The organism is Aquisalimonas sp. 2447, assembly GCF_012044895.1.
In the GTDB taxonomy this organism is placed as follows: Bacteria; Pseudomonadota; Gammaproteobacteria; order Nitrococcales; family Aquisalimonadaceae; genus Aquisalimonas.
This window is the reverse complement of sequence record NZ_CP050695.1, coordinates 2,670,049-2,691,289: the sequence shown is the minus strand read 5'-3', so window position 1 is coordinate 2,691,289 and position 21,241 is coordinate 2,670,049. Positions and strand designations below refer to the sequence as shown.

Annotated in this window: 21 protein-coding genes; 16 read left to right on the top strand and 5 right to left on the bottom strand. The window is 65.8% G+C overall.

Annotation, left to right across the window (positions count from 1 at the left end; all coding sequences use genetic code 11):
* Positions 1-62: 62 nt before the first annotated feature.
* Entirely contained in the window at positions 63-863 is an 801-nt protein-coding gene (locus tag KU884_RS12735; RefSeq protein WP_167782979.1) for an enoyl-ACP reductase, read from the bottom strand.
* A gap of 145 nt (positions 864-1,008) precedes the next feature.
* Here KU884_RS12735 and der point away from each other — a divergent pair, with 145 nt between their 5' ends.
* Together der and KU884_RS12725 are read left to right on the top strand one after the other, a co-directional pair.
* Positions 1,009-2,427, top strand: a complete 1,419-nt coding sequence (gene der, locus KU884_RS12730) for a ribosome biogenesis GTPase Der (protein WP_167782978.1) — start codon at positions 1,009-1,011, stop codon at positions 2,425-2,427.
* An 80-nt stretch (positions 2,428-2,507) separates the two neighbouring features.
* The gene (locus KU884_RS12725) at positions 2,508-2,963 is read left to right on the top strand and encodes an META domain-containing protein (RefSeq protein WP_167782977.1); all 456 of its coding nucleotides are present in this window, start codon (positions 2,508-2,510) and stop codon (positions 2,961-2,963) included.
* A 21-nt stretch (positions 2,964-2,984) separates the two neighbouring features.
* Here the strand turns inward: KU884_RS12725 and KU884_RS12720 are convergent, their stop codons facing one another.
* The gene (locus tag KU884_RS12720) at positions 2,985-3,614 is read right to left on the bottom strand and encodes an exonuclease domain-containing protein (RefSeq protein ID WP_167782976.1); all 630 of its coding nucleotides are present in this window, start codon (positions 3,612-3,614) and stop codon (positions 2,985-2,987) included.
* An 83-nt stretch (positions 3,615-3,697) separates the two neighbouring features.
* On the opposite strand from KU884_RS12720, the gene KU884_RS12715 reads away from it, so the two are divergent.
* Complete coding sequence (locus KU884_RS12715; protein ID WP_167782975.1) at positions 3,698-5,236, top strand: cryptochrome/photolyase family protein; 1,539 nt, start codon at positions 3,698-3,700, stop codon at positions 5,234-5,236.
* A 9-nt stretch (positions 5,237-5,245) separates the two neighbouring features.
* Here the strand turns inward: KU884_RS12715 and KU884_RS12710 are convergent, their stop codons facing one another.
* Complete coding sequence (locus KU884_RS12710) at positions 5,246-5,392, bottom strand: DUF2256 domain-containing protein (RefSeq protein ID WP_167782974.1); 147 nt, start codon at positions 5,390-5,392, stop codon at positions 5,246-5,248.
* A gap of 121 nt (positions 5,393-5,513) precedes the next feature.
* On the opposite strand from KU884_RS12710, the gene KU884_RS12705 reads away from it, so the two are divergent.
* The 11 genes from KU884_RS12705 to KU884_RS12655 all read left to right on the top strand — a co-directional run bounded on the left by KU884_RS12705 (position 5,514) and on the right by KU884_RS12655 (position 18,796).
* Positions 5,514-6,209, top strand: coding sequence for a rhomboid family intramembrane serine protease (locus KU884_RS12705; protein ID WP_167782973.1), 696 nt, complete (start codon positions 5,514-5,516; stop codon positions 6,207-6,209).
* Between the two features lie 350 nt (positions 6,210-6,559).
* Positions 6,560-7,717 carry a type VI secretion system protein TssA gene (gene tssA, locus KU884_RS12700; protein ID WP_167782972.1) on the top strand — a complete coding sequence of 386 codons (1,158 nt, stop codon included), beginning with the start codon at positions 6,560-6,562 and terminating at the stop codon, positions 7,715-7,717.
* Between the two features lie 86 nt (positions 7,718-7,803).
* A complete protein-coding gene (tssB, locus tag KU884_RS12695) occupies positions 7,804-8,331 on the top strand; it encodes a type VI secretion system contractile sheath small subunit (RefSeq protein ID WP_167782971.1) in 528 nt (175 codons plus the stop codon).
* Complete coding sequence (gene tssC, locus KU884_RS12690) at positions 8,324-9,796, top strand: type VI secretion system contractile sheath large subunit (RefSeq protein ID WP_167782970.1); 1,473 nt, start codon at positions 8,324-8,326, stop codon at positions 9,794-9,796. The genes tssB and tssC (KU884_RS12690) overlap by 8 nt, the downstream gene beginning before the upstream one ends.
* Before the next feature lie 39 nt (positions 9,797-9,835).
* Positions 9,836-11,338 (top strand): type VI secretion system contractile sheath large subunit, encoded by a 1,503-nt coding sequence (gene tssC, locus KU884_RS12685; protein WP_167782969.1) that lies wholly within the window; start codon positions 9,836-9,838, stop codon positions 11,336-11,338.
* Between the two features lie 31 nt (positions 11,339-11,369).
* Positions 11,370-12,188 (top strand): type VI secretion system accessory protein TagJ, encoded by an 819-nt coding sequence (locus KU884_RS12680; RefSeq protein ID WP_167782968.1) that lies wholly within the window; start codon positions 11,370-11,372, stop codon positions 12,186-12,188.
* On the top strand, positions 12,181-12,687 hold the full coding sequence (tssE, locus tag KU884_RS12675) for a type VI secretion system baseplate subunit TssE (protein WP_167782967.1): 507 nt from the start codon (positions 12,181-12,183) through the stop codon (positions 12,685-12,687). The genes KU884_RS12680 and tssE overlap by 8 nt, the downstream gene beginning before the upstream one ends.
* Entirely contained in the window at positions 12,680-14,506 is a 1,827-nt protein-coding gene (gene tssF / locus KU884_RS12670; RefSeq protein ID WP_167782966.1) for a type VI secretion system baseplate subunit TssF, read from the top strand. Before tssE ends, tssF begins: the two co-directional genes overlap by 8 nt.
* Positions 14,470-15,504 carry a type VI secretion system baseplate subunit TssG gene (gene tssG / locus KU884_RS12665; protein ID WP_167782965.1) on the top strand — a complete coding sequence of 345 codons (1,035 nt, stop codon included), beginning with the start codon at positions 14,470-14,472 and terminating at the stop codon, positions 15,502-15,504. The genes tssF and tssG overlap by 37 nt, the downstream gene beginning before the upstream one ends.
* Before the next feature lie 13 nt (positions 15,505-15,517).
* A complete protein-coding gene (tssH, locus tag KU884_RS12660) occupies positions 15,518-18,250 on the top strand; it encodes a type VI secretion system ATPase TssH (RefSeq protein ID WP_167782964.1) in 2,733 nt (910 codons plus the stop codon).
* Positions 18,251-18,307: 57 nt separating this feature from the next.
* Complete coding sequence (locus KU884_RS12655) at positions 18,308-18,796, top strand: type VI secretion system tube protein Hcp (protein ID WP_167782963.1); 489 nt, start codon at positions 18,308-18,310, stop codon at positions 18,794-18,796.
* Positions 18,797-18,900: 104 nt separating this feature from the next.
* Here the strand turns inward: KU884_RS12655 and KU884_RS12650 are convergent, their stop codons facing one another.
* A complete protein-coding gene (locus tag KU884_RS12650) occupies positions 18,901-19,752 on the bottom strand; it encodes a tetratricopeptide repeat protein (protein ID WP_167782962.1) in 852 nt (283 codons plus the stop codon).
* 143 nt (positions 19,753-19,895) lie between these two features.
* On the opposite strand from KU884_RS12650, the gene KU884_RS12645 reads away from it, so the two are divergent.
* Both KU884_RS12645 and KU884_RS19125 read left to right on the top strand, forming a co-directional pair.
* Positions 19,896-20,741, top strand: a complete 846-nt coding sequence (locus KU884_RS12645) for a hypothetical protein (protein ID WP_167782961.1) — start codon at positions 19,896-19,898, stop codon at positions 20,739-20,741.
* Between the two features lie 3 nt (positions 20,742-20,744).
* Positions 20,745-20,876 (top strand): hypothetical protein, encoded by a 132-nt coding sequence (locus KU884_RS19125; protein ID WP_256368063.1) that lies wholly within the window; start codon positions 20,745-20,747, stop codon positions 20,874-20,876.
* A gap of 40 nt (positions 20,877-20,916) precedes the next feature.
* Here KU884_RS19125 and KU884_RS12640 read toward each other — a convergent pair whose 3' ends face one another.
* The gene (locus KU884_RS12640) at positions 20,917-21,150 is read right to left on the bottom strand and encodes a hypothetical protein (RefSeq protein WP_167782960.1); all 234 of its coding nucleotides are present in this window, start codon (positions 21,148-21,150) and stop codon (positions 20,917-20,919) included.
* Positions 21,151-21,241: the final 91 nt, after the last annotated feature.

Here is a 21,241-nt window from a genome sequence, read left to right as displayed (position 1 = left end):
CCGCCCCCGCTCGTCGGCCACGACAAGGGCGGAGCGCTTCAGGCGCTCCGCCCTTGTCGTGGTTACTCGTCGTCCTCCAGGCCGTCCAGCCCCGGGAGGCCGACGATGTGGTAGCCGCTATCCACGTGGACGACTTCGCCGGTAATGCCCCGGGCCAGATCCGAGCACAGGAACGCTGCGGCATCGCCGACCTCGTCGGTGGTGACGTTGCGCCGCAGCGGTGCCGAGCGGGCATTGTACTTGAGCATCTTGCCGAAGCTGCCGATACCTGCCGCTGCCAGGGTCTTGATCGGGCCGGCGGAGAGGCCGTTGACGCGGATGCCGTGGGGGCCGAGGTCATAGGCCATGTAACGCACGTTGGCCTCCAGGCTCGCCTTGGCGGCGCCCATGACATTGTAGCTCGGCAGGGCCCGTTCGGAACCGAGGTAGGTCAGGGTGAGCAGCGATGAGTCCTCGTGCATCATGCCTCGCAGGGCGCGGGCCAGGGCGACAAAGCTGTAGGCACTGATGTCATGGGAGATGCGATAGCTGTCGCGGGTGGTGTTGTCCACGAACGAGCCTTTCAGCGCCTCCTGCGGGGCAAAACCAATGGAGTGCACCACGGTGTCAACGTGGTCCCAGTGCTTGCCCAGTTCCGGCGCCAGGGCATCGAAATCCTCATCCGTGGCCACGTCCAGCGGCAGCACGATGTCGCTGCCCATTTCAGCGGCGATCTTCTCCACCCTCGGCTTGAGTTTGTCGCCCAGGTAGGTGAAGGCGAGTTCGGCGCCCTCGCGGCGCATGGACTTGGCGACACCGTAGGCGATCGAGCGGTTACTCGCTATGCCGGTGATCAGCGCCTTTTTTCCTGACAGGAACCCCATCTCTGTTCTCCTCGCGGTTGGCAATTCCGGCGGACTATAACGCATTCCGGGTCGCCCGCGGCAGGGGCGGTGGTCCCCCGACGGGACACGAGCGGGGTCAGTTCTGCTATCCTGCCGACCGATTCCTTCTCCCTGGCGAGCCAACATGGATCCCGTGATCGCACTGGTGGGTCGGCCCAACGTGGGCAAGTCCACACTGTTCAACCGTCTCACCCGTTCCCGCGATGCGCTGGTGGCGGATTTCCCCGGGCTCACGCGGGATCGGCAGTACGGCCGTGCGCACTTCGGGGGCCAGCCCTTCGTGGTGGTGGACACCGGTGGCATGGGCGATGACCCCCAGGGCGTGGAAGCCGGCATGCACCGGCAGGCACTGCAGGCCATCGAGGAGGCCGACGGGGTGGTGCTTCTGGTGGACGGCAAAGTGGGCGTCACCAGCGCCGACCAGGAGATCGCGGGGCTGCTGCGGCGAGCCGGGAAACCCCTGACGGTCGCCGTGAACAAGACCGAGGGCGTGGAACCCGGTCTTGCCGGCGCGGACTTCCACGCCCTTGGGCTCGGTGCCCCCTGGCCCATTGCCGCCGCCCACGGTCACGGGATCAACCGGCTTCTGGAGCATGTGTTCGCGTCGTTGCCGACGGAGCGCCTGGAGGGCAGCCAGGCGCTCGTGGAGGAGGCGCAGGGGACGCGGGTCGCCGTGATTGGCCGCCCGAACGTGGGCAAGTCGACCCTGGTGAACCGCCTTCTGGGCGAAGACCGGGTGTTGGTCTATGATGCGCCTGGCACAACCCGTGACAGTATTGCCATCCCCTTCGAGCGTGGCAGTCAGGCCTACACCCTGATCGACACCGCCGGCGTGCGTCGTCGCAGCCGGGTCAACGAGTCGGTGGAGAAATTCAGTGTTATCAAGACGCTGACCGCCATTGACGCCGCCAACGTGGTGATCATGGTGCTGGACGCCCGGGGTCGGGTGACCGAGCAGGATGCCCACCTGGTCGGGCACGCCGTCGAGGCCGGCCGCGGCCTGGTGATTGCCGTGAACAAGTGGGATGGCCTGGCCCCGGACGAGCGTGAGGATGTACGGCGCACACTGCAGGTGAAACTCGGGTTTATCGAGTTCGCCGAGGTGCATTTCATCTCCGCGCTCCACGGCACCGGTGTCGGCCTGTTGCTGGACGCCGTGGACCAGGCCCATGAGGCGGGCAGCCGCGACCTGTCCACCGGGCGGCTCACCCAGATACTGGAAGATGCCGTGGATCGTCATCAGCCACCGTTGGTGCGCGGGCGGCGGATCAAGCTGCGCTATGCTCACCAGGGTGGACGCAATCCACCGGTGATCGTCGTCCATGGTAATCAGGCCGAACGTACGCCGCGGGATTACCGGCGCTATCTGGCGAATACGTTTCGCAAGGTGCTGGAACTTCAGGGCACCCCCGTGCGTCTGGAATTCAAGACCACCGACAACCCCTATGAAGGCAAGACGAACACGCTGAGCCCCCGGCAACAGCAGCGGCGGAATCGCCTGATACGGCACATCAAGAAGAACAGTCGCAAGAAGCGCCGCTAGTCCGCGGGGAGGCGTCGAGCAAGGAGGAACTGACGATGATCAACACGCCAGTAGCAACATTGCGGCGTGGATGGCACGGGATGTCACTGGCGCTGGCCGGCGCGTTGCTGGTGGCCGGCTGCGGCACCGGGCCGGAGCCGGAACAGGAGGGCATACGGGCTGCGTCCATGGACGCACCACCGGACGACATCACCGGCGCCTGGCGCGTGACCGGGGCCATCGACCCGCAGGGCCGGTCCCTGCAGCCGGATGCCGCGCCGTTCACCGTGGAAGTCGATGGCGAGGGTAATGTGGCCGGTCAGGCGGCGTGCAACAACTGGAATGCCAGTGTCGAGCATGTCGATGAGGAACATCTGCGTTTCGGTGCCATCGGTCTCACCACGGAGCAGTGCAATATCCAGGATCCCGACAGTCAGGCCTTTGAGCGGGATTTCGTCAATAACCTGACCCGCACCATGGAATGGTCACGCGCCAGCGATACCCTGGTCCTGCGTTTTCAGGACGGGCAGGAGTGGGAACTCACTCCCCAAGAGTGAGTTCCCGTTGCCGCACCCCGGCTACCAGTCCGGGAACTCGGTATAATCCGCCAGGTTGACCCCGTCGCTGGCGGTGTCCATGGCTTCCCGGAACATGGCCATGAACAGCGAACCCTGTTCCAGGGCGTCGTCCAGGGCCACATGGTTGTGCTTCAGCCCCGGTTCGAACCAGCGGTCCGGAAGCCGGTCCTTGGTGGTGCGATGGTAGGAACTCCTGGACGTGAGCGCCATGGCGTACGTCTTGATGTCCAGCGCCGTGAAACCGAAGGGTGCCTCGCCGGTGAAGCGCATCAGGTAGTAATTCACGAACGGGAAGTCGAACCCCACCGGCCAGGCCACGAACACCGGTCGGCCATCCAGCCCCTTGAGCCACTCCAGATAGGCGGCCATCGCTTCGGTGGGTGGTCGTGCATCACGCCGCGCCAGTTCCCAGGCCTCCGGGAACTGTTTCCACCACTCCACCGTTTTCGGATGCGCGCTCGCCTCGGGCAGCGTCTCGAGGTTGATGCTGAACGTGTCCAGCAGCTCCCCGTCCAGGGCGTACGCCGCTGAGCCCAGAGACAGCATGGAATTGAGGCCTGGCGCGGGTCCGTCCGCCTCGATATCCGTGGACACGAAAACGTCGTTCGGCGGTTTGCGGAATCGAGACATTCGTACATCTCCTGTACACTAGTTGTATAAATTGATTGCCGCCGCTGGCATCATGCCACGCCCGTTACCGGAGGTGCCCGCCCGTGGGCCTACGCCAGCTCGTGATCTGCCTGGGGGATCAGCTTAACGCTGACGCCGCCGTGTTCGACAATTTTGATCGTGATCACGACGCCGTGTGGATGGCAGAAGTACCCGAGGAAGCCACCCATGTCTGGTCACACAAGGCGCGGATCGCGCTTTTCCTGTCCGCCATGCGGCACTTCGCCGAAGGGCTGGGGGAAGGAGGGACCACCGTCCACTACCACCGGCTCGATGCGGACCGTGCACAGACCCTGGGCGAGGCGCTGTCCGCCGATCTCGCCCGCCTGAACCCGGCGCACGTCCTGGTGACCCAGCCCGGCGACTATCGAGTGCTGCAACAGTTGCGGGGTGCAGTACGGCGCGCCGGCAAGCGCCTGGTGGTCGTGCGGGATCGGCAGTTCTTCGACTCGCCGGAGGGATTCCGGTTGTGGGCCCGCGAGCGCAAGCGGCTGCGACTGGAAGACTACTATCGGGCGATGCGGTTTGACCGGCATGTGCTCATGGACGGTGACCAGCCTGTTGGCGGCAGCTGGAATCTGGACCACCAGAACCGGCGCAGCTTCGGCCGTGAAGGACCGGGCATGCTGCCTGCGCCCAAGAGTTTTCAACACGACGCCATCACCCGAGAGGTGCTTGCGCTGGTGGAGGCGCGCTATGCGGATCATCCCGGGCGTCTGGACCACTTTGACTGGCCGGTGACTCAGGAGCAGGCCCGGGAGGCGCTGGCGGACTTCGTGGACCACCGGCTGCCCGCGTTCGGCCCGTATCAGGATGCCCTGTGGATGGACGAGCCCTGGCTGTATCATTCACGGCTCGCCGCGGCAATGAATCTCAAATTGCTCTCGCCACGGGTCGCCGTGGATGCCGCCGAGCAGGCATACCGCGAAGGGCGGGCACCGCTGCAGTCCGTGGAAGGATTCATCCGCCAGGTGCTGGGCTGGCGCGAGTTCGTGCGGGGCATCTACTGGCTGCACATGCCTGGGTACCTGGACAATAACGCGCTGGAGGCGACCCACCCCCTGCCCGGGTTTTTCTGGACCGGCGAGACCGACATGACCTGCCTGCGCCAGAGTGTCGGGCAGACCCTGGACCACGGCTATGCCCATCATATCCAGCGGCTGATGATCACCGGCCTGTACACCCTGATGCTCGGCGTTGAGCCACGCCGCGTGCACGAATGGTATCTGGCCGTCTATGTCGACGCCGTGGAGTGGGTGGAGGCGCCGAACACCCTGGGTATGTCCCAGTTCGCAGACGATGGCCTGCTTGCCTCCAAGCCCTACTGTGCCTCCGGCAAGTATGTCCAGCGCATGAGCAACTACTGCCAGCACTGCGCGTACAAACCGGAACAGCGCAGCGGCGACACGGCCTGCCCCTTCACCGCCCTGTACTGGGATTTCCTGATCCGCCACGAAGACCGCCTGCGGCGCAATCCACGAACGGCATTGCAGGTGCGAAACCTTCAGCGCCTTGGCGACGAAGAACGTACCGCGATTCAGGATACCGCCGATGCGCACCGGCGGACGGTTCTGGGTGGCTGACTTGTACTGTTAGCACCGTCGTGCGGCTCGCCGACGACACCGTTCCGAGCAGTAGACAACACTATCCCAGTTGTTGCGCCACTTGCGCCGCCATCGGAACGGGCGCTCACACACCGGGCAGACCTTCTCCGGAAGACGCGGTTTCACGTGCGGCATGGTCTGCTGTCCTGTCGATACGGTGGTGCCACCGACGCGGCAGCCAGAGGTCCCGCCATCGTATTCCCTTGTGGCAGTATGCCAGACTCCCGAGTCAGCCAGCAGCGAGCCAGCCCCCGCCGTGATCCCCGTTGCCGACGACAACCCGACCCGCATTCTCCCGATCGTCACCTGGACGCTTCTGGCGGCGTGTATCGGTGCTTTCTTCTGGCAGCTCGGCCTGGATCAGCGAGCCCATGCCGCGGTCATTCACGGCCTGGGCTTCATCCCGGCCGTGTTTTTCGGCGAGGCCCGGCTGCACCCGGACATGGCCATGGTGCCCGCCTGGGCCACCCTGTTCACATCCATGTTCCTGCACGGCGGCTGGATGCACCTGATCAGCAACATGCTCTATCTGTGGGTCTTTGCCAACAACGTCGAAGACGCCATGGGACACCTGCGGTTTGTGGTCTTCTATCTGCTGTGCGGGGTGGTCGCCGCCCTGGTCCACGGCGCCCCGGCGTCCGGCTCCGAGATCCCCATGATCGGTGCCAGCGGGGCCATTTCCGGCGTGCTCGGCGCCTACCTGATGCTGCATCCGTTCTCCCGCATCACCGTGGTGATCCCCCTGGGCTTTATTCTCTACCCGGCGCGGCTGCCCGCCGGTCTGGTCCTGATTGTCTGGTTCGGTCTGCAACTCATCAGCAGCGCCGGCGTGGATCCGGATGAGCCCGGCGTCGCCTTCCTGGCCCATATCGGCGGTTTCCTGGCAGGCGCCGTGCTCATACTGCTGTTCAAGTACCGTCGGGTCAGGCTGTTTCAGGGCCGCACCCGCTGAGCACTTCCGCAAGGACACCGCGCAGAAGGTATTGACAAGGCAGGTCACCAGGAACCATATTTCGCACATTACGACCAAGCGGTCACGTCAGCCCCGGGAACACGTTCCCGGCAGCCAGGAAGGCGACGGCGCAAGGGAACTGCAGTGGCAGCGCTACCCGCTCAGTTAGAGCGTTAACTGCGGGGCACCGCAGTCTCCCCCTTCGCCTCCTTCCTGCTGGCTGATTCGATTGCAAGCCGTCGACAGGCGTCATTGTTGCGTCCGGGATATCGACCAGATTGGCGATCGTTCCCGGCGCGACTGCAGATATCGGGTGGGTATCTGCAGGGAAAGGGAAGCAGGGAGCTCTCATGAGTGAGCCGATGACCGAAGGGACCTCGGGTGACAGTCCTTTCTTCGACATTCTCGATATTCCGGGTTTGCTTCTGCCGGTGACGGACGATGCGCCCACCGGGCAGGATCTGCGCCTGGATGACGGTGCGGCGTCCAGTTACCACGCCCTGCGGAACGCACGTGGCATCGCGCGCAACCAGGAGCGTGACGCGCTGGAGAGCGGAGAAACCGACCAGGGCACGCCGGCCGAGTGGCGTGAGGTCCTGGAGACGGCTCCGGAGGTGCTGCGCAACGAGAGCAAGGACCTGGAAGTGGTGACCTGGCTCATCGAGGCCCTGTGCCGCACCCATGGATTCCGCGGCGTGGCGGCCGGATTCTGCCTCGCCCGGCAGCTTCTGGAGACCTTCGGTGAGGGCCTTCACCCGCAGCCCGACGAAGATGGCAAACCCAGTCAGCTCATCGCCCTGACCGGGCTCAACGGTGTGGGGTCCGAAGGGGCGCTGATCCCGCCGCTCAAGTCGCTGCGTCTCACCGATAACGCGCCACCGGGGCCCTTCTGCACCTGGCAGTGCGAACAGGCCTTCGAACTGGAGAAGATCACCGATCCCGACAAGCGCGCTGCGCGGATCAAGCGCGGCTATGTGGCGCTGGAGGATATCCTCCAGGCGGTGGGGGCAACGTCCACCCCAGTGCTCCAGGCCACCGACCACGATATCCGACAGGCCATCAGCGAGTTCCACCGTTACAGCGAGACGCTGGATCGTTACTGCGCGGACGATCCACAGCCTACCGGGCGCATCGCCGACACCCTGGACAACTGTCGCCGCATGGTCGCGCATCTGGCCGGCGATCGGATCCAGGTGGTCGGTGGCGATACCCAGGCCGACGCCGCCAACGACGCGGACGATGAAGCAGGTGACGACGAGGCGGCGCCAGCCCCGGGCGAGCAGCAGGGGCGGCGGCAGATGGACCGCGAAGCGGCCTTGCGCCAGCTCCGGGAGGTGGCGGAATTCTTCCGGCGCACCGAGCCGCATTCGCCGGTGTCGTATGCCATCGAGCAGGCGGTGCGGTGGAGCCAGATGCCGCTGCCGGATCTGCTCGCTGAGCTCATCCCCGACGACGGGGCGCGACAGAAGTACCGCACGCTTGCCGGCATCCGGGATGACGGCGGCTGAACCACGCCGCGGCGCGCACTGCTCCGAGGCGTCGCCGCACAGTACTCAACGGCCAGCAGGGCGATCGCAAGAGGGAAGGGAAACCAATGCCAAGCATTCACGACAAACTCAACCGCGTGCGCAAGCCGCGGGTGCACCTGAGCTACGAGGTGGAGACCGAAGGCGCTGTAGTGGAGAAGGAACTGCCGTTCATCGTCGGCGTCATGGGGGATTTTTCCGGGGATCCCACGGAGCCCCTGAAGCCCTTGAAGGACCGGCGTTTCGTGCAGATCGACCGGGACAACTTCAACCAGGTTCTCGCCAGCATGACGCCCGGCCTCCAGCTCAAGGTCGACAACCGGATCCAGGACGACGGCAGCGAGTTCGCCGTGGATCTCAAGTTCGAGTCCATGGACGACTTCGAGCCCGGAGCGGTGGTCCAGCAGGTGGAGCCCCTGCGCAAGCTCATGGAGACGCGCAACCGGCTGCGTGACCTCTCCACCAAGGCGGATCGTTCCGAAGAGCTGGAAGAGATCATCGAGCGGGTTCTGACCAACAAGGCGGATCTGGATGAACTGGCCGACGCCGTCGGTGCCGGCGAGCAGTCCGAGGGTGAGGAGAAGAGCGATGAGTGAAGCAACGGAAGCACAGCAACAACACGGCGCGGAAGCCGAGGCGGCGAGCCTGCTGGATCAGGCCATTCAGGCCACCAAACAGACCGGCGAGGACGAGGCGCGCGAGCTGCTGCGCACCCTGTCGGAACAGGCCATGGAAGGGACCGTCGCCTGGGACAAGAACCTCACGGTGACGTTCCGCAAGGCCATCGCCGCCATCGATGAGACCATCAGCGCCCAGTTGCGGGAGATCATGCATCACCAGAAGTTCCAGCAGCTGGAAGGCACCTGGCGCGGGCTGCACTACCTGGTGATGAACACCGAAACCAGCACGTCGCTGAAACTGCGGGCGCTGAACGTCACCAAGAAGGAAGCCGCCAAGGATCTGTCCAAGGCCGTGGAGTTCGACCAGAGCGAGCTGTTCAAGAAGATCTACGAGAGCGAGTTCGGGACCCCGGGCGGTGAACCGTACGGAGCGCTGATCGGTGACTACACCTTCGGCAATCACCCGGACGATCTGGAATTCCTCAGCAACATGTCCAACGTGGCGGCGGCGGCCTTCTGCCCGTTCCTGAGTGCTGCCGATGCCGGCATGTTCGGTTTCGACGAGTGGACGGAACTGTCCAAGCCGCGGGATCTCGCCAAGATCTTCGACTCGGCGGAGTACATCAAGTGGCGTTCGTTCCGTGAGTCCCAGGATTCCCGCTTCGTCTGCCTGACCATGCCGCGGGTGCTCTCGCGCCTGCCCTACGGTGAGGAAACGTCGCCGGTGGAGGAGTTCGCCTACGAGGAAATGCCGGCGGATACACAGCCTGGCAACGGCGACTACACCTGGATGAATGCCGCCTACGTGCTTGGCACGCGCCTCACCGACGCCTTCGCCCAGCACGGCTGGTGCACCGCCATCCGCGGCGCCGAAGGCGGCGGCCGGGTGGACGGCCTGCCGGTTCACCTGACCACCTCCGACGACGGCGACGTGGACATGCAGTGTCCCACGGAGATTGCCGTCACCGATCGGCGTGAAGCGGAGCTGAGCAGTCTCGGTTTCATGCCGCTGTCCCACTACAAGAACACCGACTACGCCGTGTTCTTCGGCGGGCAGACGGCGCAGAAGCCGGCCAAGTACGACCGCCCGGAGGCCACGGCCAACGCGGCCATCTCCGCCCGGTTGCCTTACATCATGGCCACCTCCCGTATTGCGCATTACCTCAAGGTCATGGGCCGGGACAAGGTCGGCAGTTTCATGGAAGCCGAGGACATGGAGAGCTGGCTCAATCGCTGGATCAACAACTACGTGAATGCCAGCGAAGGGGGCGGCCAGGAGATGCGGGCCAAGTACCCGCTGCGCGAAGCCAAGGTGGAGGTCACTCCGGTACCCGGCAAGCCTGGCGCATACAACGCTGTCGCCTGGCTGCGCCCCTGGCTGCAGATGGAGGAGCTGACCACCTCCCTGCGCATGGTCGCCCGCATCCCCGAAGGTGGGTGATCAGCGGCAACCCCGAACCAGCAACGACATGGACGTCGCGTGAGCACATTGGCCGAGCAACAACCGCATCCGGCAGCCCGCCCCGCGGCCCCCGTGCCCGCGGATGCCGGGGGTACGGGGTATGCCGACGCCCCGGCCGCCGGCGCGGGCTTCGGGCGGCACCTGGTGCACGCCGCGGCAAGCCAGCAGCAGTTCCGCGCGCTGGTGGATCAGGTGATCGTCTGGATCGATCGGCTGCTCGGGCGCCAGGTGGATGCGATTCTCCACCATCCCCGCTTCCAGAGGCTGGAAGCCTCCTGGCGGGGTCTGGAGCACCTGGTGGCGGTGCAGGCGCGGCACGACGACGAGCTGGCCATCCGGGTGCGGGTGCTGAACATCTCATGGCGGGAAGTGGCCCGGGATGTGACGCGGGCGCTGGAGTTCGACCAGTCGCAGCTGTTCAACCGCATCTACAGCGAGGAGTTCGGGACACCGGGAGGGGAACCCTTCGGCGTTCTTCTCGGTGACTATGCCGTCTCCCACCGGCCGCGTACCGGCGTGCCGGCGTCCGACGAGGAGGTGCTGGGCGAACTTGCGCGCATCTCGGCGGCGGCCCTGTGCCCGCTGATCCTCGGGGCCGACAGTGCACTGCTGGGCCTGGACAGCTTCCGGGAACTGCGCCAACCGCAGGATTTCGACGCCGTCTTCCGCCAGCGCGAGTACGCGGGCTGGCACCGGCTGCGGCAGGACGAGCATACCCGCTTCATCGGCCTGGCCGTGCCGCGCGTGCTCATGCGTGAACCCTATCGGCCGGACGGCACGCGGCGCGACGGCTTCCCGTACCGGGAAGACACAACCGGCGATGCCGAGCAGTACCTCTGGGGCAATGCCTGTTTCGCCTTCGGCAGCGTAGTCATGCGTGCGTTCGCGGAGACGGGCTGGTTCGCTGACATCCGCGGGGATCGCCACGGTCACGGGGGTGGCGGCATCGTGCCGTCACTGGCCGGCGCCGGGTACGACGGGGAAGCACCGGCGGTAGCGTCACGGTCGGTTACCGAAGTGCAGCTGGATGACTTCGGCGAACGCAAGCTGGCCGATGCCGGACTGATCCCGCTGTGCGCCTATCACGGGCCGGGGTTCGCCGTCTTTCACAGTAACGATTCACTCCACCGGCCGCCGCCCCAGGGCGGCGACTTCGCCAATCTCAATGCGCGGCTGTCGGGGATGATGCAATACATGCTCTGCGCGTCCCGGTTCGGGCACCACATCAAGGTCATCGGCCGGGACAAGATTGGCAGCTTCGTCAACGCGGCGGACTGCCAGAAGCTGCTACAGGACTGGCTGAACCGCTACAGCACTGCCAGTGATGGTCCCTCCACCGAGCTCAAGGCGCGCTACCCGCTGGCGGCGAGCCGCGTGGAGGTCACCGAACAGCCGGGGCGCCCGGGGCACTTTACCTGCGTGGTGCATCTCCAGCCGCACTTCCAGCTGGATCAGCTGGTCACGAGTATTCGCCTGGTGACCGAGCTTGCCATTGGTCCCACCGGTACCGGCGACATATAGGGCACCGCAATGACGCAAACAGGGAGGGTGCATGGCCACCGCTGAGCAATGCCTGCAGGCAGGGGATCTGGACCAGGCCCTGGCCATCGTGGCCGACGGGCTGAAGCGGGCGCCGACGGATACCGCGCAACGCGCGTTCTACGCGGAGCTTCTCTGCATTCACGGCGACTATGAGCGCGCCGACCGGCAACTGGAGACGGTGAAGAACCTGAACGCCCGAACCGCCACAACGGTGGGGACCTGGCGCCACCTGGCACGCGCCGCCCAGGCACGCCGGGATACCTTCGCCACGGGACGGGTTCCGGAGTTTATCGAAACGCCCTCGGCGCAGCTCACGGCGCGGTTGCACCTGCTGGTGGAGCGACTGGAATCCGACCGCGGTGCGCAGACTGACCCGGGCGCCGTGGAACAGGAGCGTGTCGCTTGTCCGGCACTGGTTGACGGCACGCCGGTGGATGATGTCCGTGATCTGGACGACCTCTGCGCCGGGGTGCTGGAGGTGCTCGCGAGTAACGGCAAGTATTTCTGGGTGGATATGAGCACGGTTGCATCCCTGGAGATCCATCCACCGGAACGGCTCCTGGATCTCGCCTGGCGCCGGGCGGATCTGGTGCTTGCCGGAGGCACGGAAGGCGAGGTGTTCATCCCGGCCATCTACCCGGAACCCACCGATGACCCGGCACTGCTTCTGGGGCGGCGCACGGAGTGGGTCGCTGACGGTTCTCTGGTGCGTGGCGTGGGCCGGCGCAGCTGGCTTGTCGGAGATGACGCGCTGGCCATGGGTGAATTCCGGCAGTTGGAGGCCGCTCAGACTGGCGCGGCCGCTGAAGGAGGCGTCGGGCATGGCTAGTGTGCCACGTCGTGACAGGGAGCGCGGCGGTGAGCCGGTGGTGCCCTCGCTGCTGGATCGTCTCATCGACGATGCGCCGGACCGGCCCGCCGACCGAACGGCGCCCACGGTGCGCGACGTGCGCGCCAGCGTGCGACGCGATCTGGAAAACCTCCTGAATACCCGCATGGTCCGCCGGGAGGGCGTGGACGCCCACGAGCAGCTCCGGCAGTCGATCCTCACCTACGGGTTGCCGGACTTCAGCGCCATTCAGCTCGGCGTCGCCGAGCACAAGGAGAGCCTGCGCCAGGCCGTGCAGACCACCATCGAGCGTTTCGAGCCCCGGCTGAGGCGGGTGTCGGTCCAGCTGCTCGATATCGGCGACGACCGCGAACGGGTCCTGCATCTGCGTATCTCCGCCGTGCTGATGATGGAACCCGAGCCCGTACCGCTGCACCTGGACTCCCGCATTCACGCGGCCGACCGCATGCTCAGGCTCAGGGAGCGCCACCATGGATGACATGCTGCTCTCCTACTACAACCGCGAGCTGGGCTATCTGCGTCGCATGGGGGCAGAATTCGCCGAGCGCCACCCGAAGATCGCCGGGCGGCTGCGCCTGGACGAAGAGGTGGTCGAGGACCCGCACGTTTCGCGGCTCATCGAGTCCTTCGCATTCCTGACCTCGCGCATCCGCCAGCGCCTGGACGACAGTTTTCCGGAAGTGGCGCAGGCGCTGATGGGGCTGTTGTACCCCGACTACCACGCGCCGGTCCCGTCCATGGCCATCGCGCGCATGCGGCCGACGCCGGACCTGACCGAGCCGCTGACGGTGCCTGCGGGCACCGAACTGACAGTCCACGGCCATCCGGCCGGTGCCTGCCGGTACCGGACAAGCTACACCACCCGGGTGGAGCCGCTACAGGTAGTTCGCCCCCGTTTCTCCGGACGCCCCTTCAAGGCACCGGTGACGCCAGGGTCGGCGGCCGCCCGTGGCAATCAGGCAGTTCTTGCCCTTACCCTGGAGGCCAACACCGGCGTCGCTCTGGGTGAGGTGGCACCCGAGCGGCTGCGGTTGTTCCTCAACGGCCAGCCGCAGCTGACGTTCCGCCTGCACGAGTACCTGTTCCGCCATGCCACGGGGATCGCCGTGGCCCGTCATGCCAACGACCCGGAGCCGTTGTTCCTCGGCTCCGACCATCTGCGGCTGTGCGGGCTGGACGAAGACAGTGCGGTGCTGCCGCTGGGTGGCCGCTCCCTGAACGCCCACCGCCTGCTCACGGAGTACTTTGCGTTCCCGGAGAAGTTCCTGTTCGTGGAACTCGCCGGCCTGCAACAGGCGTTGCAACCGTTCGAAGCGAGCGCAGAGATCTTCATCTACTTCGACCAGAGCCATCCGGAACTGGTGCAGGGCGTGACCGACGGTGTACTCGTGCCCGGGTGCACCCCCGTGGCGAACCTGTTCGAGACTGCCATCGAGCCGTTGCCGGCCGCCGGTTTCGGCCACGAAGCGCCGCTCACGGTGCACTCCCGTTCCGATCCCCACGCGGATGTTCACACCGTGGAAGAGCTGCAGGTTCGCCGCCCGGACGGTACCCGGGTGGATCTGCTGCCGTTCTATGGCGGCCGCCAGCGCACCGAGGATAACGAAGCCGGGGTCTACTGGCACGCGAGGCGCGAGCACAGCAGTTGGCAGAAGGGCTGTGTCAGCCACGGCATCGATACCTATCTGTCACTGGTGGACCCGGCCTTCCGGGTCACCACCCCCGAAGAGGGGTGGGTGATTACGGGCCGGGCGTTGTGCACGAACCGCGATATGCCGGACCGGCTGCCATTCGGCCCGGGCGAGCCGGCGCTGCGGCTTCGCAAGGGTGGCGCGCCGTTGACGCTGGACTGCATCACACCGCCCACGGCCAGCATCCGACCCCAGCTGGACGATGCTGCCCGCTGGCAGTTGGTCACGCAGTTGTCACTGCAGCATTTCGCCGGCGACGACGGCGTCCAGGTGCTGCGGGACACCTTGAATCTCTACGACTTCGGGCAGGCGCCGGGCAATCGTTCCGCCATCGAGGGCATCACCGGGCTGCGCACGCGGCCCACCACCGCACGTATCATGCGCCAGGGCCGGGCGGCGCTGGCGCAAGGGACGCGCATCGAACTGGAACTCGACGAGGCCTTCTACAGTGGGTCCGGCGTGTACCTGTTCACCGCGGTGCTCAACGAGTTTTTTGCACAGTGCTGCACCGTCAACAGCTTTACCGAGCTGTGCGTCCGGGTCCGGCAGCGTCCAGGGAGGGAGATCCAATGGCCACCGCGCAGCGGCAGCCAGCCACTGGTCTAGTGGACAACCCGGACGAGCTCGCCCCGGCGCAGGGGGAGTTCTTCGCGGCCGTGCGGCTGGCGCAGCGGTTCGCACGCCGCCACGATGCCGACTACGATCGCCCGGCCATTGGCGGCGACCGTCATCCGGCGCGGGAGCCACTGCGCTTCCGCGCAGTGCAGTCCGCCGCGTTCCCGGTGGCGGCGGTGGAGAGCGCAGAGCGGGTCGAGGACGGCGACGGACTGCGCTATTTCCTGGACGTGAGTTTCATGGGGCTCACGGGTCCCTCCGGCGCGCTGCCGCAGCACTACACCACGCTGGCGGTGACGCGACTACGCCAGCGCGACCGGGCACTGGCGGACTTTTTCGACCTCTTCAACCATCGCCTGCTGTCGCTCTACTACCGCGCCTGGGCGCGGGCGTGTCCGGCGGTGCAGGCGGAAGATGCCGGGTTTGACTACGCCGCCAACTCGATGACCCGGGCGCTGAACGCCATGGCCGGGCAGCCCCGATCACGGTCCGACGAACGGGTGCTGTACTACGCGGGGCAGTACGCCCGTTCATGCCGCTCGTCGACGAGCCTGGAGCACCTGGTGGCGGATTGGCTTGGCCGGCCCGTGAACGTGGAAACGTTCGTGGGGCAGTGGTTGCCGTTGCGTGACCGTGATCGCGTTCGGCTCGGCCGTGCCGGGCGGGCGTCGGGCATGCGGCTGGGAGAAGGCCTGATCAGCGGGCGGCGATTCTGGGATGTCCAGAGCCGCATTCGACTGCACCTGGGGCCGATGAGTGATCAGGAGTTCGAAGCCCTGCTGCCGGGGAACAACGGGCACGAGGAACTCCGTCATCTGTTGCGGGCCTTCGTCCCCGCGCATCTGGACGTGGAACTCTGCATCCGTATCACCGGTGGGGAAGGACCGCCGCGCCGGCTCGGCAACGGAGCGGCCCTGGGGCGCACGGCCTGGCTTGGCAGCGCCGGGGCAGGCGATCGCTGCGCGCGGGTGCGCATGGACACGTGTTGACAAGGATCGAACCATGGAACTGGAACAACTCATCAAGCACATGACCCCCGCCTGCCGGGAGCTGTTCGAGCAGGCCGTGAGCGCCGCGGCCTCGCGTTCGCACCGCGCCGTCGAGATCGAGCACTGGCTGGATCGGGCCGCGCAGCGCGATGCCCCCGACGTGCGCGAACTCCTGGCAGTGGCCGACGTCGAGGTCGGGCAATTACACGCGGATGTCCAGGCCGCCATGGAGCGGCTGCGCACCGGCCACTCCGGCTTTCCGGCCATCTCCAGTGAGGTGACGCGGTTGCTGTTCGAAGGCTGGATGGCGGCCTCGTCGGAGTTCCAGTGCCTTGAAATCCGTGCTTCGCACCTGGTGCTGGCCCTGGCCCGGAACGATGCACTGAGAGTGCGCGCCAGCGGGATCTCCACTGAGCTGGCAAAACTGGACGAGGCGCAGCTTCGCGACCGCTGCGCACCGCTGTTCGAGCCGGCGGCGTCCGCCGCTGCTCCCGTGGACCAGGGTGGCACCTCGGCCCTGGATCAGTTCACCGTGGACCTCACCGAGCAGGCCCGCCGCCACCGCATCGATCCGGTGGTCGGGCGTGAGCGGGAGATCCGGCAGATGATCGACGTGCTCTGTCGGCGGCGTCAGAACAACCCCATCCTCACGGGGGAGGCCGGCGTCGGCAAGACCGCCGTGGTGGAAGGGCTTGCCCGGCGCATCGTCAGCGGCGAGGTGCCGGAGGCGCTCCGCGGCGTGTCGTTGCGGAGCCTGGATGTTGGCCTCCTGCAGGCGGGCGCGGGCGTGAAGGGCGAGTTCGAGAACCGCCTGAAGAATGTCATCCGTGAAGTCCAGAACGCACCCGCGCCGGTCATCCTGTTCATCGACGAGGCGCACACGCTCATTGGCGCCGGCAATCAATCAGGCAGCGCGGACGCCGCCAACCTGCTCAAGCCGGCGCTGGCGCGCGGGGAGCTGCGCACCATCGCCGCCACCACCTGGCGCGAGTACAAGAAGTACGTCGAAGGCGATGCCGCGCTGACCCGCCGGTTCCAGGTGGTCCACGTGGAGGAGCCCACCCGGGAGCAGGCGGTGGTGATGCTGCGCGAGTTCGCCCCGCACCTGGAAGCCCACCACGGTGTCGAGATCATGGACGAGGCCATCACCGCCGCGGTTCACCTCTCCGCCCGTTACATCCCGGCCCGGCAGCTGCCGGACAAGTGCGTGAGCCTGCTGGATACCGCCTGCGCACGAGTCAATCTCAGCCAGAACAGTGCGCCGGGCATGCTGGAGGATTTGCAGCAACGGGCCGATGCCCATCGCACCGAGCTGGAGCGGCTGCGCCGCGAGCACGCCATGGGGGCGGAGCACCTGGAGCCGATTCTCGCCCTGGAGCAGGAGGCGGATCGTATCGCCTCGGAGCAGGAGACCCTGGCGGCCCGATGGCAGCGGGAGCAGGAGCTCACCGCCGCACTGCGCGATCTCAAGCGCCGGCTCCACGAGAGCAGCCAGCGGAACGAAGACGTCGAGGAGACAGACGCGGCGACGGCCGACGCACCGGAGACACTGCGGCGGCATCTCCAGGACAAACGCCGCGAACTCGCCAGCCAACAGGGGGAGACGCCCCTGCTGCATGAGCGGGTGGATGCCCAGGTGGTCGCCAGCGTCATTGCCGACTGGACCGGCATTCCCGTGGGCCGCATGCAGGTGGACGAGATCCACGGCGTGCTCGGACTGCGCGAGGCGATGCAGCAGCGGGTTGTGGGCCAGGATCACGCCCTGAACGCCGTGGTCCGGACCATGCAGACCGCCCGCAGCAAACTCGGCGATCCGCGCCGGCCGCTGGGCGTGTTCCTGCTCGTCGGCCCTAGCGGCGTGGGCAAGACAGAGACGGCACTGGCCCTGGCCGAGCAGCTCTATGGCTCGGACGACGCCATGACGGTCATCAACATGTCCGAGTTCAAGGAAGAGCACAAGGTCTCCATGCTCACGGGATCGCCCCCCGGTTACGTGGGTTACGGCGAGGGCGGCGTGCTCACCGAGGCCGTGCGCCGGCGCCCCTACAGCGTGGTCCTGCTGGATGAAATGGAAAAGGCCCACCCGGGCGTGCAGGACATCTTCTACCAGGTCTTCGACAAGGGCAGCCTGCGGGATGGCGAAGGGCGGGACATCGACTTCACCAACACGGTGATCGTCATGACTACCAACACCGCCAGCGAGCAGATCCACCGCCTCGCTGACGACCCGGACACCTGCCCGGAACCCGAGGGTTTGGTGGAGGCCATCCGACCCGCACTGGCGGAGGTGTACAAACCGGCGTTCCTGGGGCGGGTGGACGTCATCCCGTACTACCCGCTGGGCCAGGCGGCCATGGCTGAGATCGTGCGTCTTCAGCTCGCTGCCATCCAGAACCGCGTGCGGGATAACTACGACGCTGCGCTGGATTACACGCCGGCACTGCTTGACCACATCATCCAGCGCTGCCGCCAGAGCGACACTGGCGCACGCCAGATCAGCGCCGCCATCAACCAGACACTGCTCCCCGCGATCTCCGACCGCCTGCTGCGCCATCTGGCACAGGGCGGAACCGTCGCGGACATCAATGTGGACGTGGACGCCAACGATGGTTTCTGCATCCAGGTGCACAGTGCCGATGACGCCGGGGCGCCGCACCCCACACCCCAGGAGCGCGAGGAGCGAGGATTCTTATTGTCGTCCGACGGTGGAGTTGCCGACGGGCGATATAAGAAGGAGCGAGCCTGATGGCTCATTTGTGTTGTTGACTCAATCTGGAAACTTCAAAACAGGGAAGGCTAAATCATGTCGATTTTCATGAATTACACCGGCATCAAGGGTGAAGCCACGGACGACAGCCACAAGGACTGGCTGGATGTGGATCAGATCCAGTGGGGCGTGCGCCGGAACATCACGTCCGCCTCATCCACCAAGAGTGATCGCGAGTCGGCGAACGCCGAGATTACCGACCTCACGCTGACGCGCCGCATGGACAAGGCAACCCCGAGCCTGTTCATGGAAGCGTGCTGCGGCAAGGGCAAGGACGTGGTGATCCACCTGACCAAGACCGGCGACGGTGCGGGCTCGGATGTGTTCATGGAATACACGCTGAAGAACGCGCTGATGAGCAACTACTCTGTCTCGGCCAAGAGCCAGGACGAGGATCGCCCGTCGGAATCGATCACCATCAGCTTCGTCGAAATGGAGGTCAAGTACACTCCGTACGATGACGATGGTAACGCCGAAGCTGCGATCGCCGTGGGCTACGATACCGCGACCAACACCAAGCGGTAAGCGACGGCCGTGGGGGCGGGCGCCGCATTTTGCGGTGCCCGCCTCTCGCATTGGAGGCGGACCGCTGTTCACTGGCCCTTCACTATCCCCTTCCGGCGACGGAACTAGCGGTCGCACGGCCCTTCGATGGCCCGTAGCCAAACGGGTAGCGGGGCATCGATGTCCTCGGCCTCTTCGGGCATGCGGCGGACATGGTCATGGGCCTCTTCCCATTCTTCGACCAGGCGCTCCGCCTGGGCGATCGCGTCATCACTCATTCGCGGTGCCAGCCGGTTGTCGCGGATGCGCTGGAGGCGGGCACGGGTGTCGTGATCGGAGCCCATGCCGTAGGCGGGGTGTGTGGTGGAGGGGGGCAGGCGATGGATGGCCAGTGTGTACCACTTATAGCCGTAGATGCGCAGGGCGTCCCGCTCCACGTCGACCTTGTTGCGGGTGTGCATGGAGGCAAGTGCCGCCATGGCTTCGGGACTCCCCTGCTCGGCAGCCTTTCGCAACCACTTCTCGGCCTCCTCGTACTGGCCGCGCGGGCCCATGCCATACGCGCCGTGCTGGTAGGACCCTCCCAGGAGGTACAGTGCGCGCGTACTGCCGTGTTTCACACCCTTGCGCATCCACTTCCGGGTATGCGCGTCGGAGTCCGCTCCTTCGGGGGTGAACAGGGCGTAGTAATACATGGCGTGGGCGCAGCCGCCCTCGGCGAGATCGCGGAAGCGGTCGATGAGGCCGTCGCGTCGGTCGTCATAGAGGAAGTAGTAATCGCGGATGGCGGCCTCGAGTTCGGCCTGCATGGGGTCGTCGGCGTTGACGCCGTAGTACTCGGCCAGGGCGTCCGGGTACTCATCCGGTGTGCGGTCAATGCGGTCGGCGCGCTCGATGCGGGGCTCGGTGGCGAGGCTGATGGTGGCGGCGAGCAGCAGCGCGCTGCCCACGACAGCGGTGAGGCGATGTGCAGCCATGGATCCCTCCGGCTGAATGCAGTCCATGCGGTTGGCTTGAGTTACAACGAAGTGGAAACATACTATTGCGCTTGCGCACGGCGCAAGCACTACTGCGGCAAGGACCCAGGAAGGATGCAGACCGCAATTCAGGGAGGCAGGAAATGAACGAAAAGACAGTGATTGACGGACGGGTCATCTACAACGAACTCCGCAATCTGGGCAACGAATGGGCCCGGCACATGGAGACGGCGATCAGGGAGGTGGATCTACCGCGGCTTGACGACGGCGCACGGAGTGCCGCCTGGTTAAGTTTCGGCAGCAACCTGGCCAGCGAGCTTTTCCCCATGTTTGCTCCCCGGCGGGTCGAACGCAGCGTTCCTGCGCGGCTCGCGGCGGCCGGTCTTCGCCGGGTGGCGGTGCCGGTGATGCTGCTCAGTCAGGTACAGGCGGCTTTCGCCGACACGTACCACGACCGGGTGGAAAGGCAGCATGATGCGGTGTATCGCAATTTCCTGGATGTCCGGGGGGAGTTGCACAACATCATTGCGCGGCAGGGGCGCGAGTTTCCCGCTTCGGATTACGGTAGGGTGTGCTTTGAGGCGCTTAACGAGGTGCTGGGCGGCCGTGAGGAAGACGACGACCTCTTGGCGGGTCAGATGGTTCAGCAGGCAATCGAAGACGCCAACCTGATCAACCTCAATTTCACCGAACTGGCTGCCGACGTCAAGGCCGCCTTCAAGCCCTTGGTGGAGAAGATCGAACTCATCCACAAGAACAGCCCGGCTGCCCAAGGCTTTCTCCAGGACGGCAGATTGCAGTTCGCGCCCAGCGGCGAGCAGTACTGGGACACCACGCTCGCCGGGGAAGGGTATACTCGACATGACTTCCGCCCGGTCCATCGCCAGGAGGATGCACTGTGGCTCATGGCCAACGCCTACCGCATGCGGGTGTGGGAGCGGCAGCGTGATTTCACGCGCAGTGGACGGCGATTGCCGCCCACAACCTAGGTGGTGCTGGAGTACCCCAATCGCAAGCCCAGGGATTTCATCCCCAGCATCGACAACGTCGAGGGTGAAGTGCGGGAAGCGTTGCGCATGGCGGTGGCCGGACAGCGGTCCGTAATGACCCAGGCGGCTGTCTAGTCTGTTTTCAGCGACGGGGGCGGTGCCGAGGGGGCGTGGTCTACTCCTTCGGTACCGCCCGCACCGGATGCTCCTCCTGCTCCCGCTCCAGGATGTAGACCACGCCGCTTTCCTCCCCCAGGGTGAATTCCAGTTCGCCACCGATGGGCAGTGTCATCCGGACTTCGGATTCGTACTGGGTCTGCAGGACGACTTCCAGGGGCTTGCGGGTGTCGTTGGTCAGCAGGAACTGTTGTCCCGGCTCCAGGTGCTCCATGCGCATGGCACTGGACATGCCTTTCTCCTTCCTGGTTGGCGGAGGCGAATGCCGTTATGTCTGGCCGTTTTGTGAGCATAGCCGGTGGTGTGGGTAGCACGTCAATTGT

Excerpts from the sequence above, each read along its gene's own strand:
- KU884_RS12725 (WP_167782977.1), top strand. The coding sequence starts at position 2,508 with ATGTCACTGGCGCTGGCCGGCGCGTTGCTGGTGGCCGGCTGCGGCACC.
- tssF (WP_167782966.1), top strand. The coding sequence starts at position 12,680 with ATGGATGACATGCTGCTCTCCTACTACAACCGCGAGCTGGGCTATCTG.
- KU884_RS12640 (WP_167782960.1), bottom strand. The coding sequence starts at position 21,150 with ATGTCCAGTGCCATGCGCATGGAGCACCTGGAGCCGGGACAACAGTTC.
- KU884_RS12650 (WP_167782962.1), bottom strand. The coding sequence starts at position 19,752 with ATGGCTGCACATCGCCTCACCGCTGTCGTGGGCAGCGCGCTGCTGCTC.
- KU884_RS12735 (WP_167782979.1), bottom strand. The coding sequence starts at position 863 with ATGGGGTTCCTGTCAGGAAAAAAGGCGCTGATCACCGGCATAGCGAGT.
- der (WP_167782978.1), top strand. The coding sequence starts at position 1,009 with ATGGATCCCGTGATCGCACTGGTGGGTCGGCCCAACGTGGGCAAGTCC.
- tssE (WP_167782967.1), top strand. The coding sequence starts at position 12,181 with ATGGCTAGTGTGCCACGTCGTGACAGGGAGCGCGGCGGTGAGCCGGTG.
- KU884_RS12710 (WP_167782974.1), bottom strand. The coding sequence starts at position 5,392 with ATGCCGCACGTGAAACCGCGTCTTCCGGAGAAGGTCTGCCCGGTGTGT.
- KU884_RS12680 (WP_167782968.1), top strand. The coding sequence starts at position 11,370 with ATGGCCACCGCTGAGCAATGCCTGCAGGCAGGGGATCTGGACCAGGCC.
- tssG (WP_167782965.1), top strand. The coding sequence starts at position 14,470 with ATGGCCACCGCGCAGCGGCAGCCAGCCACTGGTCTAGTGGACAACCCG.
- tssB (WP_167782971.1), top strand. The coding sequence starts at position 7,804 with ATGCCAAGCATTCACGACAAACTCAACCGCGTGCGCAAGCCGCGGGTG.
- tssH (WP_167782964.1), top strand. The coding sequence starts at position 15,518 with ATGGAACTGGAACAACTCATCAAGCACATGACCCCCGCCTGCCGGGAG.
- KU884_RS12720 (WP_167782976.1), bottom strand. The coding sequence starts at position 3,614 with ATGTCTCGATTCCGCAAACCGCCGAACGACGTTTTCGTGTCCACGGAT.
- KU884_RS12655 (WP_167782963.1), top strand. The coding sequence starts at position 18,308 with ATGTCGATTTTCATGAATTACACCGGCATCAAGGGTGAAGCCACGGAC.
- KU884_RS12645 (WP_167782961.1), top strand. The coding sequence starts at position 19,896 with ATGAACGAAAAGACAGTGATTGACGGACGGGTCATCTACAACGAACTC.
- tssA (WP_167782972.1), top strand. The coding sequence starts at position 6,560 with ATGAGTGAGCCGATGACCGAAGGGACCTCGGGTGACAGTCCTTTCTTC.
- tssC (WP_167782970.1), top strand. The coding sequence starts at position 8,324 with ATGAGTGAAGCAACGGAAGCACAGCAACAACACGGCGCGGAAGCCGAG.